13 protein-coding genes and 1 tRNA gene are annotated in these 16,049 nt (G+C 62.9%); all 14 read left to right on the top strand.

Annotated elements, in window-relative coordinates:
• Nucleotides 1-126, top strand: a 126-nt coding sequence (locus OUZ49_RS20730) for an EF-Tu C-terminal domain-related protein (protein WP_484489079.1), incomplete at its 5' end; no start/stop codon positions are given.
• A 137-nt stretch (nt 127-263) separates the two neighbouring features.
• A tRNA-Trp gene (locus OUZ49_RS20735) sits at nt 264-339 on the top strand.
• Nucleotides 340-419: 80 nt separating this feature from the next.
• Nucleotides 420-815: a preprotein translocase subunit SecE gene (gene secE / locus OUZ49_RS20740; RefSeq protein WP_266152528.1), complete on the top strand. Its 396-nt coding sequence runs from the start codon at nt 420-422 to the stop codon at nt 813-815.
• A 10-nt stretch (nt 816-825) separates the two neighbouring features.
• Nucleotides 826-1,386: a transcription termination/antitermination protein NusG gene (nusG, locus tag OUZ49_RS20745; protein ID WP_266152529.1), complete on the top strand. Its 561-nt coding sequence runs from the start codon at nt 826-828 to the stop codon at nt 1,384-1,386.
• A 196-nt stretch (nt 1,387-1,582) separates the two neighbouring features.
• A complete protein-coding gene (gene rplK, locus OUZ49_RS20750; RefSeq protein WP_266152530.1) occupies nt 1,583-2,011 on the top strand; it encodes a 50S ribosomal protein L11 in 429 nt (142 codons plus the stop codon).
• 3 nt (nt 2,012-2,014) lie between these two features.
• A complete protein-coding gene (gene rplA, locus OUZ49_RS20755) occupies nt 2,015-2,722 on the top strand; it encodes a 50S ribosomal protein L1 (protein ID WP_266152531.1) in 708 nt (235 codons plus the stop codon).
• A gap of 344 nt (nt 2,723-3,066) precedes the next feature.
• Entirely contained in the window at nt 3,067-3,600 is a 534-nt protein-coding gene (rplJ, locus tag OUZ49_RS20760; protein ID WP_266152532.1) for a 50S ribosomal protein L10, read from the top strand.
• A 45-nt stretch (nt 3,601-3,645) separates the two neighbouring features.
• Nucleotides 3,646-4,017 (top strand): 50S ribosomal protein L7/L12, encoded by a 372-nt coding sequence (rplL, locus tag OUZ49_RS20765; RefSeq protein WP_266152533.1) that lies wholly within the window; start codon nt 3,646-3,648, stop codon nt 4,015-4,017.
• Between the two features lie 192 nt (nt 4,018-4,209).
• Nucleotides 4,210-8,367 (top strand): DNA-directed RNA polymerase subunit beta, encoded by a 4,158-nt coding sequence (gene rpoB, locus OUZ49_RS20770; RefSeq protein ID WP_266152534.1) that lies wholly within the window; start codon nt 4,210-4,212, stop codon nt 8,365-8,367.
• 89 nt (nt 8,368-8,456) lie between these two features.
• Entirely contained in the window at nt 8,457-12,671 is a 4,215-nt protein-coding gene (gene rpoC, locus OUZ49_RS20775) for a DNA-directed RNA polymerase subunit beta' (protein WP_266152535.1), read from the top strand.
• Nucleotides 12,672-12,850: 179 nt separating this feature from the next.
• Nucleotides 12,851-13,225 (top strand): 30S ribosomal protein S12, encoded by a 375-nt coding sequence (gene rpsL, locus OUZ49_RS20780; RefSeq protein ID WP_121881674.1) that lies wholly within the window; start codon nt 12,851-12,853, stop codon nt 13,223-13,225.
• 18 nt (nt 13,226-13,243) lie between these two features.
• Entirely contained in the window at nt 13,244-13,711 is a 468-nt protein-coding gene (gene rpsG, locus OUZ49_RS20785) for a 30S ribosomal protein S7 (RefSeq protein WP_074552303.1), read from the top strand.
• Nucleotides 13,712-13,754: 43 nt separating this feature from the next.
• Nucleotides 13,755-15,872 (top strand): elongation factor G, encoded by a 2,118-nt coding sequence (gene fusA / locus OUZ49_RS20790; RefSeq protein ID WP_266152536.1) that lies wholly within the window; start codon nt 13,755-13,757, stop codon nt 15,870-15,872.
• A gap of 50 nt (nt 15,873-15,922) precedes the next feature.
• The coding region (locus OUZ49_RS20795; protein WP_229730253.1) for a GTP-binding protein at nt 15,923-16,049 on the top strand (127 nt) is incomplete at its 3' end.

Consider the following 16,049-nt stretch of genomic DNA (forward strand, 5'->3'; position numbering starts at 1 on the left):
GGCGACAACGTGAAGATGGTGGTGTCCCTGATCCACCCGATCGCGATGGACGAAGGCCTGCGTTTCGCCATTCGCGAAGGCGGCCGCACCGTCGGCGCCGGCGTGGTGGCCAAGGTCATCAAGTAAGCTGTAGACTGGGAAGTCGCCCGCTCTGCGGGCTGCAAGGAGTCGAAGGGTGGGGCGGTTACGGCCTCCTCATCCCCCGGCGGCGCTGAAAGCGCATCCCTGCAGCGGCAAGGCGAGCGACTTCACACATTTTCGATACGCCAGTAGCTCAATTGGCAGAGCAGCGGTCTCCAAAACCGCAGGTTGGGGGTTCGAGTCCCTCCTGGCGTGCCATCTTCCTGAGGATCGACGATGGATGGTGGGTGGCATGATGACCGGCATACGGTCGATGCCCTCTCATCCGATCACTTCGCATGAATACGAAGGCAGAACAGACCAAAAGCGTCAACGCGCTTGATATCGGCAAGCTGGTACTGGCAGGGCTGGTGCTGGCTGCTGGCATTTTTGCCTACTCGTGGTTCGGCAGCGATAGCTCGATCCCGCAGTCGGTACTGATGCTTGGCGTGCTGGCGGCCCTGATCGTGGCGCTGGCCATTGGTGCCTTTACGGCGCCCGGCCGCCGCGTGCGCGCCTTCCTTGGTGAATCGCAGTTCGAACTGCGCAAAGTGGTCTGGCCCACCCGCGATGAGACGCTCAAGACCACTGGCATTATCATGGTCGTGGTTGTCATCTTGTCGCTGCTGTTGGGCCTGATCGATCTGATCCTGAAGTCGGTCGTACTCGACTGGCTGCTCAAGCTGGGTTCGTAGAGGTGATGGCATGAGCAAGCGTTGGTATGTGGTACACGCCTATTCGGGCTTCGAAAACCAGGTGAAGCGTTCGCTTGACGAGCGGATTCGCCGCGCCGGCATGGAAGAGCGCTTCGGCGAAGTGCTGGTGCCGACCGAAGAAGTGATCGAGATGCGCAGTGGCCAGAAGCGCCGCAGCGAGCGCAAGTTCTTCCCGGGTTACGTTCTCGTGCAGATTGAGACGGACACCGAGGGCAAGGCGCCGCGCATCGACGACGAGTGCTGGCATCTGGTCAAGGAAACCCCGAAGGTCATGGGTTTCATCGGCGGCACCGCGGATCGTCCGCTGCCGATTCGCGACAGCGAAGCCGATGCCATCCTGAGCCGCGTCCGCGAGGGTGTCGAGAAGCCCCGCCCGAAGGTGCTGTTCGAGCCGGGCGAGATGGTTCGCGTCACCGATGGTCCGTTCAACGACTTCAACGGCGTGGTCGAAGAGGTCAATTACGAAAAGAGCCGCCTGCGCGTCGCGGTGCTCATTTTCGGTCGCTCGACCCCGGTCGAGCTGGAGTTTGGCCAGGTCGAGAAGGCCTGATCGACCCCGTCAGCCGGCCCCGGCACGGGGCTTGCTTAAAACTTGATCAGTCTCTAAACTACGCGGTTCACGCCGGGGCCTTTTGGCTCGGCGTGTCCGTGTTTCCAAGGTCCGCAGGGTCGCGGGCCTTCCTCCATCAGGGACCGAACGTACTGCGAGGAGCCGCAAGGCGCTTGAACTCGCGAGGAAAAAAGCAATGGCAAAGAAAGTCACAGGTTATATCAAGCTGCAGGTCAAGGCCGGTCAGGCCAACCCGTCGCCGCCGGTGGGTCCCGCCCTCGGTCAGCGCGGCCTGAACATCATGGAATTCTGCAAGGCGTTCAATGCCGCCACGCAGAAGATGGAGCCGGGTCTGCCGATTCCGGTCATCATCACGGCCTATTCGGACCGTAGCTTCACCTTTATCACCAAGACCCCGCCGGCCACCGTCCTGATCAAGAAGGTCACGGGCGTCGCCAAGGGTTCGCCCAAGCCGAATACCGACAAGGTCGGCAAGATCACCCGCAAGCAGCTCGAAGACGTTGCAAAGCAGAAGGAGCCGGATCTCACGGCTGCTGATCTGGACGCCGCGGTGCGCACCATTGCCGGTAGCGCGCGCAGCATGGGCTTGGTGGTGGAGGGTTAAGACATGGCAAAGCTCACGAAGCGTTTGAAGGCGGCTCAGGCCGCAGTGCAGCCGGGCAAGATCTATGGCCTGGACGAAGCCCTGAACATCGTCAAGAACAACGCCAAGGCGAAGTTCGCCGAGTCCGTGGACGTCGCCGTCCGCCTCGGCATCGATGCGAAGAAGTCCGACCAGGGCGTGCGCGGTTCCTCGCTGCTGCCGCACGGCACCGGCAAGACCGTCAAGGTCGCCGTGTTCGTGCCGGCCGGTGAGAAGGCCGAGGCCGCCAAGGCCGCCGGTGCCGACGCCGTCGGCATGGACGACCTGGCCGAGCGCATGCAGGCTGGCGATCTCGACTTCGGTCGCGTCATCGCCACGCCGGACGCCATGCGCGTGGTCGGTAAGCTCGGCCAGCTGCTCGGCCCCCGTGGCCTGATGCCGAACCCGAAGGACGGCTCGGTCACCGCCGACGTCGCCACGGCCGTCAAGAACGCCAAGGCCGGCCAGGTGAAGTTCCGCAACGACAAGGCGGGCATCATCCACGCCACCATCGGCAAGGCCAGCTTCGACGCGGCCCAGCTCGCAGACAACCTCAACACGCTGGTCAATGACCTGCTGAAGGCCAAGCCGGCGACCGCCAAGGGTCAGTACCTGCAGAAGATCGCCCTGTCCAGCACCATGGGCGTGGGCGTTCCGGTCGACACCTCGTCGCTGACGCTGTCGACCAAGTAAGACTCAAGTCCCGTGCCGGTGCGAACCGGCGCGGGCAGTTTTTGAAGGCAGCCCCGGCAGCAATGCCGGTGCCGCCGTCAAAGACCGCAGGCGCGATAAGCGCACGACGACGACGGGCAGGGAGCTCGTGTCTGGCAGGGAATCGCCGTCGCCGTTAGCGGGATCGCTTAATCGGATTCCTGGTGAATCTGGCCTGCGTAGATGGTGCTGCCCCTTCTGAGATCGTTTGATTTGATCTGGAAAGGCCACCACCCGGGACCCAAGGGTCCCCGACGTCAGGGATGGCATCGCTCAGGACCGCAAGCGGCAGGAGCCGTAAGCGGAGTTCATAAGAGGAGTGAAAAATGGCTCTGAATCTCTCGCAGAAGCAAGAAGTAGTCGCCGAGCTGGCAGAAGTCGCCGCGAAGGCTCACTCCTTGATCGCCGCCGAGTATGCAGGCACCACGGTCGAACAGATGACCGCGATGCGCAAGAAGGCTCGTGAATCCGGCGTTTTCTTGAAAGTTGTCAAGAACACGCTCGCTTCGCGCGCCGTGGTGGGTACCGATTTCGAGGTCGTCAAGGACGCCCTGGTCGGCCCGCTGCTGTATGCATTCTCGACCGAGGAACCCGGTGCAGCCGGGCGCCTGATCAAGGAATTCGCCAAGGGCAACGACAAGCTGAAGCCGGTGCTCGTCTCGGTGGAAGGCAAGTTGCTGCCGGCCGCGCACGTCGACGTGTTGGCCTCGCTGCCGACCCGCGAACAGGCGCTCGCCATGCTGGCCCGCGTGCTGGCCGAGCCGGCCTCCATGTTTGCCCGCGTCGTCAAGGCCGTGGCCGACAAGCAGGGTGGTGGCGAAGTCGCCGCCGAAGCCCCGGCTGAAGCCGAGCCCGCCTAAGTTCGCTGACTATTCAAATCGAATCAATTTCCAGAGGTAAATGAAATGTCCCTGACCAACGAACAGATCGTCGACGCCGTCGCCGCCAAGTCGCTGATGGAAGTGATGGACCTGGTGAAGGCCATCGAAGAGAAGTTTGGCGTGACCGCCGCCGCTCCGGTGATGGTTGCCGCTGGCCCGGCCGCTGCCGGCCCGGCTGCTGAAGAGCAGACCGAGTTCGACGTGATCCTGAAGAGCGCCGGCGAGAAGAAGGTCGACGTGATCAAGGCCGTCCGCGCCATCACGGGCCTGGGCCTGAAGGAAGCGAAGGACCTAACCGAGGCCGGTGGCGTCGTGAAGGAAGCCGCTTCGAAGGAAGACGCTGCGAAGTTCAAGAAGGACCTCGAAGCAGCCGGCGCCACGGTCGAACTGAAGTAATCGGCGCTCTTGCGCGCCGTCAGTTCGATCCAGCGTCAAGCAAGCCTGGGGGCGTAATCCCCCGGGCTTTGCCTGTTCCCGACATTCGGGAATGGGGAATAGGGAATGGTCCGGATCCATCGGACCCGTTGCCGGTCATTCCTTATTCGCGATTCCCGATTCACCGAATACACAACCGAGGCGGTACCCACCATGACCTACTCGTTTACCGAGAAGAAGCGCATCCGCAAGGATTTCGGCAAGCGTCCCCCTGTATTGGGCGTGCCGAACCTGCTGACCATCCAGACCGATTCCTATCGCGAATTCCTGCAGGAGCACGTCGCTCCCAAGCAGCGCGACGAAAAGGGTCTCCACGCCGCGCTGAAATCGGTGTTCCCGATTGTCAGCTATTCGGGCAATGCCGCGCTTGAGTATGTCGACTATCGCCTGGGCGAGCCTGCCTTCGACGAGCGCGAATGCCGCAACCGTGGCATGACCTACGGCGCGCCGCTGCGCGTGACCGTGCGCCTTGTCATCTACGACAAGGACAGCCCGGCCTCCAAGAAGGCCGTGAAGTACGTGAAGGAGCAGGAAGTCTACATGGGCGAAATTCCGCTCATGACTGACACCGGCACCTTCATCATCAACGGCACCGAGCGCGTCATCGTCTCGCAGCTGCATCGTTCGCCGGGCGTGTTCTTCGACCACGACCGCGGCAAGACGCACAGCTCGGGCAAGCTGCTGTTCTCCGCCCGCGTGATCCCTTACCGCGGTTCGTGGCTGGACTTCGAGTTCGACCCGAAGGACGCGCTGTTCACCCGTATCGACCGTCGCCGCAAGCTGCCGGTGACCGTGCTGTTGCGCGCGCTCGGCTACAACAACGTCGAGATGCTGGACATCTTCTTCGAGCACAACGTGTTCCACCTGGGCAAGAAGGGTGGCACCACGCTGGAGCTGGTGGCCGAGCGTCTGCGCGGCGAAACGCTGACCTTTGACCTGACCATTGGCGACAAGGTGCTGGTGGAAGCCGGCAAGCGCATCACGGCGCGCCACGTGCGCCAGCTGGCCGCCGAGAACATCACCGCGCTGGAAGTGCCGGACGATTACCCGATCGGCCGCATCCTGGCCACCGACATCGTCGACAGCAAGACCGGCGAGCTGCTGGCCTCGGCCAATGACGAAATCACCGGCGAGCAGCTGGAGAATTTCCGCAAGGCCGGCATCGAAGTCGTGCCGACGCTGTACGTCAACGACCTGGATCGCGGTGCGTACATCTCGCACACCCTGCGCATCGATAACTCCAAGACGCAGCTCGAAGCGTTGGTGGAAATCTATCGCATGATGCGTCCGGGCGAGCCGCCGACCAAGGACGCCGCGCAGAACCTGTTCTTCAACCTGTTCTTCACCTTCGACCGCTACGACCTGTCGGCCGTGGGTCGCATGAAGTTCAACCGCCGTGTGGGCCGTCAAGAGATCGTCGGTCCGGGCGTGCTGTACGACCACAAGTACTTTGCCGAGCGCAAGGAAGAAGAGTCGCAGAACCTGGTCAAGTCGCTGGGCGTGAGCTCCGACATCCTGGACGTGCTCAAGGTGCTGATCGACATCAAGAACGGTCATGGCACCGTCGACGATATCGACCACCTGGGCAACCGTCGCGTGCGTTCGGTCGGTGAAATGGCCGAGAACACCTTCCGCATCGGCCTGGTGCGCGTCGAGCGCGCCGTGCGCGAGCGCCTGAGCCTGGCCGAGTCCGAGGGTCTGACCCCGCAGGAACTGATCAACGCCAAGCCGGTCGCGGCAGCGGTGAAGGAGTTCTTCGGCTCCTCGCAGCTCAGCCAGTTCATGGACCAGAACAACCCGCTGTCGGAAGTGACGCACAAGCGTCGCGTTTCGGCCCTGGGACCGGGCGGCCTGACCCGCGAGCGCGCCGGCTTCGAAGTGCGCGACGTGCATCCGACCCATTACGGCCGCGTCTGCACCATCGAAACGCCGGAAGGCCCGAACATCGGCCTGATCAACTCGCTGGCCGTGTACGCCCGCACCAATACGTATGGCTTCCTCGAGACGCCGTACCGCAAGGTCGTGGGCGGCAAGGTCACCAATACGGTGGACTACCTCTCGGCGATCGAGGAAGGCGACCACGTCATTGCGCAGGCGAACTCGCCGCTCAAGGACGGTGCCTTCGTCGAAGACTTCGTGTCCTGCCGCTTCCGCGGCGAATCCGAGCTGCGTCCTGCCGCCGAAGTCGACTACATGGACGTCTCGCCCATGCAGACGGTGTCGGTCGCGGCGGCCCTGGTGCCGTTCCTGGAGCACGATGACGCGAACCGCGCACTGATGGGCGCGAACATGCAGCGTCAGGCCGTGCCGACCCTGCGTTCGCAGACCCCGCTGGTGGGCACCGGCATCGAGCGCGCCGTGGCGCGTGACTCTGGCGTCATCACCACCGCCAAGCGCGGCGGCGTGATCGACCAGGTCGATGCGGCCCGTATCGTGGTGCGCGTGAACGAGGAAGAAGTCGGCGACAATGACGCCGGCGTCGACATCTACACGCTGACCAAGTACACCCGCTCCAACCAGAACACCAACCTCAACCAGCGTCCGCTGGTGAACGTGGGTGACATCGTGGCGAAGGGCGACACGCTGGCCGACGGTTCGTCGACCGACCTGGGCGAGCTCGCGCTCGGCCAGAACATGCTGATCGCCTTCATGCCGTGGAACGGCTACAACTTCGAAGACTCGATCCTGCTGTCCGAGCGCGTCGTGCAGGAAGACCGCTACACCTCGATCCACATCGAGGAGCTGTCCTGCATCGCGCGTGACACCAAGCTGGGCGCCGAGGAAATCACCGCCGACATCCCGAACGTGGGTGAGCAGGCGCTGGCACGTCTGGACGAGTCCGGCATCGTGTACATCGGCGCTGAAGTGAAGGCCGGTGACATCATGGTCGGCAAGGTCACGCCGAAGGGCGAGAGCCAGCTGACCCCGGAAGAAAAGCTGCTGCGTGCGATCTTCGGCGAGAAGGCGTCCGACGTGAAGGACAGCTCGCTGCGCGTGCCGCCGGGCATGGACGGCACCGTCATCGACGTGCAGGTCTTCACCCGCGACGGCATCGAGAAGGACAAGCGCGCCAAGCAAATCGAGGAAATGGAAATCAAGCGTATCCGCAAGGACCTTGATGACCAGTTCCGCATCCTCGAAGGCGCCATCTACAACCGTATGCGCACCCAGCTCGTCGGCAAGTCCGCGATGAGCGGTCCGGGCGGCCTGAAGCGCGGCGTGGAAATCACCGACGCCTACCTCGACGGCCTGAAGAAGGACGACTGGTTCAAGGTCAACGTCAAGGACGAGGACGTCACCGAGTTCCTCGAGCGCGCGGCCGACCAGATCAAGCGCCACAAGGAAGAGTTCGACAAGCGCTTCAAGGAGAAGCAGGGCAAGATCACCCAGGGTGATGATCTCGCTCCGGGCGTGCTCAAGATGGTCAAGGTGTTCCTGGCCGTGAAGCGCCGCATCCAGCCGGGCGACAAGATGGCTGGTCGCCACGGCAACAAGGGTGTGGTGTCGAACGTGGTGCCGGTGGAGGACATGCCGTTCTCCGCCGACGGTACGCCGGTCGACATCGTGCTGAACCCGCTGGGCGTGCCTTCGCGTATGAACATCGGCCAGATTCTGGAAGTGCATCTGGGCTGGGCCGCCAAAGGTTTGGGCAAGAAGATCCAGAAGATGCTCGAGGCGCAGGCCAAGGTGGCGCAGATCCGCGAGTTCCTCGACCAGATCTACAACCACCACGTGGCCGGTGCCGTGCAGCACGTCGACCTGAAGTCGCTGACGGACGATGAAATCTTCGCCCTGGCGAACAACCTGCAGGAAGGCGTGCCGATGGCGACGCCGGTGTTCGACGGTGCCGAGGAAACCGAGATCAAGGCCATGCTGAAGCTGGCCGATCTGCCGGAGTCGGGCCAGACCACGCTGTTCGATGGTCGTACCGGCGAGGCGTTCGATCGCCCGGTCACGGTTGGCTACATGCACTACCTGAAGCTGAACCACCTGGTTGACGACAAGATGCATGCGCGTTCGACCGGTCCGTACTCGCTCGTCACCCAGCAGCCGCTGGGCGGCAAGGCGCAGTTCGGTGGCCAGCGCTTCGGTGAAATGGAAGTCTGGGCGCTGGAAGCCTACGGCGCGGCTTACACCCTGCAGGAAATGCTGACGGTGAAGTCCGATGACGTGCAGGGCCGTAACCAGATGTACAAGAACATTGTCGACGGCAACCACGAGATGGCGGCGGGCATGCCGGAATCCTTCAACGTGTTGGTGAAGGAAATCCGCTCGCTCGGTATCGATATTGATCTGGAAGAAGTGAAGTGAGTTGAGGCGGAGACGGGGAGCGAGCCTTCGTTCCTCGGTCTCCCGACTACCGATTCTCCATTACCAATTCCCGATCTTCGGAGACATCCATGAAAGACTTGCTCAACCTTTTTAACCAGCAGCGCACCGCGCCTGACTTCGACGCGATCAAGATCGCCCTGGCTTCGCCAGAGCTGATCCGCTCGTGGTCGTACGGCGAGGTGAAGAAGCCGGAAACGATCAACTACCGCACCTTCAAACCGGAGCGTGACGGCCTGTTCTGCGCCGCCATCTTCGGTCCGGTGAAGGACTACGAGTGCCTGTGCGGCAAGTACAAGCGCATGAAGCACCGCGGCGTGGTCTGCGAAAAGTGCGGCACGGAAGTGACCCTGGCCAAGGTGCGTCGCGAGCGCATGGGCCATATCGAGCTCGCTTCGCCGACCGCGCACATCTGGTTCCTCAAGTCGCTGCCGTCGCGCATCGGCCTGATGCTGGACATGACCCTGCGTGACATCGAGCGCATCCTGTACTTCGAAGCCTTCGTGGTGATCGATCCAGGTCTGACCGCGCTCGAGCGCGGCCAGCTGCTCAGCGAAGACCAGTACCTCGAAGCGGTCGAAGAGCACGGTGACGAGTTCGACGCCCGCATGGGTGCCGAGGCCGTCTACGAGCTGCTCAAGTCGCTCGACCTGCCGGGCGAAGTGATCCGCCTCAAGGAAGAGATCGGCTCGACCAATTCCGAGACCAAGCTCAAGCGTCTCACCAAGCGCGTCAAGCTGATCGAGGCCTTCCTCGAATCCGGCAACAAGCCGGAGTGGATGGTGCTGACCGTGCTGCCGGTGCTGCCGCCGGACCTGCGTCCGCTGGTGCCGCTGGACGGTGGCCGTTTCGCCACCTCCGACCTGAATGACCTGTACCGTCGCGTCATCAACCGCAACAACCGCCTGCGTCGCCTGCTCGAACTCAATGCGCCCGACATCATCGTGCGCAACGAGAAGCGCATGCTGCAGGAATCGGTCGATGCGCTGCTCGACAACGGCCGCCGCGGCCGTGCCATCACCGGCACCAACAAGCGCGCGCTGAAGTCGCTGGCCGACATGATCAAGGGCAAGCAGGGCCGCTTCCGCCAGAACCTGCTCGGCAAGCGCGTGGACTACTCCGGTCGTTCGGTGATCGTGGTCGGTCCGACCCTGCGCCTGCACCAGTGCGGTCTGCCGAAGAAGATGGCGCTTGAGCTGTTCAAGCCCTTCATCTTCGCCAAGCTGCAGGCGCGTGGCGAAGCCACCACCATCAAGGCGGCGAAGAAGCTGGTCGAGCGCGAAGAAGCCCAGGTGTGGGACATCCTCGAAGAGGTGATCCGCGAGCATCCCGTGCTGCTCAACCGCGCGCCGACGCTGCACCGTCTGGGCATCCAGGCGTTCGAGCCGAAGCTGATCGAAGGCAAGGCCATCCAGCTGCATCCGCTCGTGTGTACGGCGTTCAACGCCGACTTCGACGGTGACCAGATGGCTGTGCACGTGCCGCTGTCGATCGAGGCGCAGCTCGAAGCGCGCGCCCTGATGATGGCGACCAACAACATCCTGTCGCCCGCCAACGGCGAGCCGATCATCGTGCCGACCCAGGACGTGGTGCTGGGCCTGTACTACATGACCCGCGAGCTGGTGAATGCGAAGGGTTCGGGCATGGTGTTCTCGGGCATCGGCGAAGTCCGCCGCGCCTACGACAACCGTGCCGTCGAGCTGCACGCCAAGATCAAGGTGCGCATCACCCAGGTGAACATCGACGAGGAGGGCGGTCGTACGTCCGAGACCTCGATCGTGGACACCACCGTGGGCCGCGCGCTGCTGCTCGAGATCATGCCGGAAGGCCTGCCGTTCGCGCTGGCCAACACCGAGCTGACCAAGAAGAACATCTCGCGCCTGATCAACCAGTGCTACCGCCGCCTGGGTCTTAAGGAGACCGTGGTGTTCGGCGATCACCTGATGTACACCGGCTTCCGCTTCGCCACCCGTGCGGGCATCTCGATCGGCATCGATGACATGATCATCCCGGCCGAGAAGAAGCCGATCCTGGAAGAGGCCGAGAAGGAAGTGGTCGAGATCCAGGAGCAGTACCAGTCGGGCCTGGTCACCGCCGGCGAGCGCTACAACAAGGTGGTCGACATCTGGTCGCGCACGAACGAACTCGTGGCCAAGGCGATGATCGACGGTATCGGTACCGAGAAGGTCACCGATACCGAAGGCAAGACGGTCAACCAGAAGTCGATGAACTCGCTGTACATCATGGCCGACTCCGGCGCCCGTGGTTCGGTGGCGCAGATTCGTCAGCTGGCCGGTATGCGTGGCCTGATGGCGCGTCCGGATGGCTCGATCATCGAGACGCCGATCAAGGCGAACTTCCGTGAAGGCCTGAACGTGCTGCAGTACTTCAACTCCACCCACGGTGCCCGTAAGGGTCTCGCGGATACGGCGTTGAAGACCGCCAACTCCGGTTACCTCACCCGTCGACTCGTCGACGTGGCGCAGGACGTGGTCATCACCTCGCATGACTGCGGTACCGAAGACGGCGTCATCATGCAGCCGATCGTGGAAGGCGGCGACGTGGTCGAGCCGTTGCGCGAGCGCGTGCTGGGCCGCGTGGCGGTCGAGGACGTCTACGCTCCTGGCGACGACGATGAGCCGATCGTGGTGCGCGACACCCTGCTGGACGAAGCCCTGGTCGAGAAGCTCGACAAGGCCGGCGTGCAGTCGATCAAGGTGCGTTCGCCGATCACCTGTGCTGCCAACCACGGCGTTTGCGCGCTGTGCTACGGCCGCGATCTGGCCCGTGGCCACCTGGTCAACATGGGCGAGGCCGTGGGTGTGGTCGCCGCGCAGTCGATCGGTGAGCCGGGTACCCAGCTGACCATGCGTACGTTCCACATCGGTGGTGCGGCTTCGCGTGCGGCGGCGGTGGACAACGTGACGGTGAAGACCACCGGCACGCTGAAGTTCAACAACCTCAAGACCGTGCATCACAACCAGGGTCACCTGGTGGCGGTGTCGCGTTCGGGCGAAGTCAGCGTCATCGACGCCAACGGTCGCGAGCGCGAGCGCTACAAGGTGCCTTACGGCGCCACCATCGCGATCAAGGACGGCGATCCGGTGAAGGCTGGCCAGACCGTGGCCAACTGGGATCCGCATACCCATCCGATCGTGTCGGAAGTGGCCGGTACCGTGCGCTTCATCGACTTCATCGATGGCGTCACCGTGCAGAGCCAGACCGACGAACTGACCGGCCTGGAGTCGGCGGTGGTGACCGATCCGAAGCGCCGTGGTACGGCCGCCAAGGACCTGCGCCCGATCGTGCGTCTGGAGGATGCCAAGGGTCGCGAGCTGAAGCTGCCGGGCACCGACGTGCCGGCGCAGTACATGCTCCCGGCCGGCGCCATCGTGTCGATCCAGAACGGAGTGCAGGTGGGCGTGGGTGACGTGGTCGCACGTATCCCGCAGGAAACCTCCAAGACCCGCGATATCACGGGTGGTCTGCCGCGCGTGGCCGACTTGTTCGAGGCACGCAAGCCGAAGGAACCGGCGATCCTCGCCGAGCGTTCGGGCGTGATCAGCTTCGGCAAGGACACCAAGGGCAAGCAGCGCCTGATCATCAAGGACGTGGACGGCAACGAGCACGAGGAGCTGATTCCCAAGTGGCGTCAGGTCATCGTGTTCGAAGGCGAGCACGTCGAGAAGGGCGAAACCGTGGTGGACGGCGAGCCCAGCCCGCACGACATCCTGCGCCTGCTGGGTGTCGAGCCGCTGGCCGCGTACCTGGTCAAGGAAATCCAGGACGTCTACCGTCTGCAGGGCGTGAAGATCAACGACAAGCACATCGAAGCGATCATTCGCCAGATGCTGCGCAAGGTCGAGATCACCGATCCGGGCGAAAGCCACTACCTGCGCGGTGAGCAGGTCGAGCGAGTTCGCATCAACGGCGAAAACGATCGGGCCATCACCCGTGGCGAGCGTCCGGCTGAGTACCAGTCGGTGCTGCTGGGTATCACCAAGGCTTCGCTGGCCACGGAATCCTTCATTTCGGCCGCTTCCTTCCAGGAAACGACCCGAGTCTTGACGGAAGCCGCGGTGCGTGGCACGCGTGACACCTTGCGGGGCCTGAAGGAAAATGTTATTGTCGGCCGTCTAATTCCGGCGGGTACGGGTCTGGCGTATCACGCGCAGCGTCATCGCCAGGGCGGTCTGACCGCTTCGGAGCTCGAGACTCTCTCCGGCTCCGCTTCATCGGCCTCCTTCGCGGAAGCCACCACCGGTAGCGACATTGGTGTGGAGTAAGCCCTTCGCGGGCTCTACTCGCTGACATACGAAATGAGGCGCAAGGAACGCGCCTCGTGTTCGGGCTATGGATGGCAGGGCGTCAGCTTGTCTGTGACAAGCTGCCCATGTTAAATTCCCGCTTCTTGGCAGACCGAGCCGGTTCGGTCTGCCTTTATGTTTCTCAGGAACAGCTTCAGATGACGACAGTCAACCAGTTGGTTCGCAAATCCCGCAGCCCGAAGACCTACAAGAGTGCTTCTCCGGCTTTGCAGAACAGCCCGCAGCGCCGCGGCGTTTGCACGCGCGTATACACGACCACCCCGAAAAAGCCGAACTCGGCGCTGCGTAAGGTTGCCAAGGTGCGCCTGACGAACGGCTACGAAGTCATCAGCTACATCGGTGGCGAAGGTCACAACCTGCAGGAGCACTCGGTGGTCCTGATCCGCGGCGGTCGCGTCAAGGATCTCCCCGGTGTTCGTTACCACACGGTGCGCGGCAGTCTCGACTGCGCCGGCGTTACCAAGCGCCGCCAGTCGCGCTCCAAGTACGGCGCCAAGCGCCCGAAGAAATAAGAGCTAAGGACACGAAATATGTCGCGTAAAGGTTCACATCCCGCCCGTCTGGTCCTGCCGGACCCCAAGCACGGCAGCCAGCTGATCGCCCGCTTCATCAACATGGTGATGAAGAGCGGCAAGAAGTCGGTGGCTGAAAGCATCGTCTACGGCGCGCTCGACCATCTGGGCGAAAAGAACGCCGAGCCGGTTCAGCTCGTCGAGAAGGCCCTGAACAATATCGCTCCGGCGGTTGAGGTGAAGTCCCGCCGTGTCGGTGGCGCCACCTACCAGGTGCCGGTTGAAGTGCGTCCGGGTCGTCGTATGGCGCTCGCCATGCGCTGGGCCATCGAATCCGCCCGCAAGCGCGGCGAGACCTCGATGCCGCGCAAGCTGGCCGCCGAGCTGCTCGAGGCTTCCGAGAATCGCGGTGGCGCGATCAAGAAGCGCGAAGAGACGCACCGTATGGCAGAAGCCAACAAGGCCTTCTCGCATTACCGCTGGTAAGCAGTAACTCGCTTAAAGCAAGCACTTTTTAGAGGTTAAGACCGTGGCACGCACCACTCCCATCGAGCGCTACCGCAACTTCGGCATCATGGCTCACATCGATGCCGGCAAGACCACCACCACGGAGCGCATCCTGTTCTACACCGGCGTCAGTCACAAGATTGGCGAGGTGCACGACGGTGCGGCAACGATGGACTGGATGGAGCAGGAGCAGGAGCGCGGCATCACCATTACGTCGGCGGCAACGACGGCGTTCTGGAAGGGCATGGATCGTTCCTTGCCCGAGCACCGCTTCAACATCATCGACACCCCAGGACACGTGGACTTCACCATCGAAGTGGAGCGTTCGCTCCGCGTGCTCGACGGTGCGGTGTTCGTGCTCTGTGCCGTGGGTGGTGTGCAGCCGCAGTCCGAGACCGTCTGGCGCCAGGCCAACAAGTACAAGGTGCCGCGTCTTGCGTTCGTCAACAAGATGGACCGCACCGGCGCCAACTTCTACAAGGTGGTTGACCAGCTGAAGGCTCGCCTGGGCGCAAACCCGGTGCCGATGCAGGTGCCGATCGGCGCCGAAGACAACTTCGAAGGCGTGATCGACCTGCTCAAGATGAAGGCGATCATCTGGGACATGGAGTCCCAGGGCATGAAGTTCGAGTACCAGGACATCCCGGCGAACCTCGCCGACAAGGCTACCGAGGCTCGCGCCTACATGGTCGAGTCGGCCGCGGAAGCGACCGAAGAGCTGATGAACAAGTACCTGGAAGAGGGCGACCTCACCGAGGAAGAGATCGTCGGTGGTCTGCGCTCGCGCACCCTGTCCAGCGAGATCATCCCGGTCTTCTGCGGCACGGCGTTCAAGAACAAGGGCGTCCAGGCGATGCTCGACGCGGTGGTGAACCTGCTGCCGTCGCCCGCCGATCGTCCGCCGGTGGCTGGCGTCGACGAAGACGAGAAGGAAGCAACGCGCAAGGCCGACGACGCCGCGCCGTTCTCCGCGCTCGCGTTCAAGATCATGACCGATCCTTTCGTCGGCTCGCTGACCTTCTTCCGCGTCTACTCGGGCACGCTCAATGCGGGCGACCAGGTGTACAACCCGGTCAAGTCCAAGAAGGAGCGCATCGGCCGCATCCTGCAGATGCACGCGAACGAGCGTCAGGAACTGAAGGAAGTCCGCGCTGGCGATATCGCCGCAGCGGTCGGCCTGAAGGACGTGACGACCGGCGACACGCTGTGCGCGCAGGATCACATCATCACCCTGGAGCGCATGACGTTCCCGGAGCCGGTGATCTCGATGGCGGTCGAGCCGAAGACCAAGTCCGACCAGGAAAAGATGGGTATCGCCCTCGGCCGTCTGGCTGCGGAAGATCCGTCGTTCCGCGTGCGTACGGACGAAGAGTCGGGCCAGACGATCATCTCGGGCATGGGCGAGCTTCACCTGGACATCCTGGTGGACCGCATGAAGCGCGAGTTCAACGTCGAGGCGAACGTCGGCAAGCCGCAGGTGGCCTACCGCGAAACGATCCGCGCGTCGGACGTCAAGTCGGACTACAAGCACGCCAAGCAGTCGGGCGGTAAGGGTCAGTACGGTCACGTGGTGATCGAGCTGTCGCCGATGACCGAAGAAGACCGCAAGAGCACGGACGTCAAGAACGACTTCCTGTTCATCAACGACATCACCGGCGGCGTGATCCCGAAGGAATTCATTCCCTCGGTCGAGAAGGGCCTGCGCGAAACCATCACCAGCGGTCCGCTGGCTGGCTTCCCGGTGGTGAACGTGAAGGTCAAGCTGGTCTTCGGTTCGTACCACGACGTCGACTCGTCGGAAATGGCGTTCAAGCTCGCTGCATCGATGGCGTTCAAGCAGGGCTTCGCGAAGGCGTCGCCGGTGCTGCTCGAGCCGATCATGAAGGTCGAGGTGGTGACGCCGGAAGACTACGTCGGTGACGTCATGGGCGACCTGAGTCGTCGTCGCGGCCTGCTTCAGGGCCAGGACGACACGCCGTCGGGCAAGACCATCAACGCGATGGTCCCGCTGGGCGAGATGTTTGGTTATGCAACGACGATTCGTTCGCTGACCCAGGGTCGCGCCACCTTCACGATGGAATTCGACCATTACGCTGAAGCGCCGAACAACATCGCTGAGCAGGTCATGAAGAAGGCCTGATAAGGCCTTCCTCCCCACAACATACCGTTCTTTTCTAGAGGTTTAGAGTCATGGCAAAGGGTAAATTCGAACGCACCAAGCCGCACGTCAACGTCGGCACGATTGGTCACGTGGACCACGGCAAGACGACGCTGACGGCCGCGCTGACGAAGGTTGGCGCCGAGCGTTTCGGTGGCG

Source organism: Dyella halodurans, assembly GCF_026283925.1.
GTDB lineage: Bacteria > Pseudomonadota > Gammaproteobacteria > Xanthomonadales > Rhodanobacteraceae > Dyella > Dyella halodurans.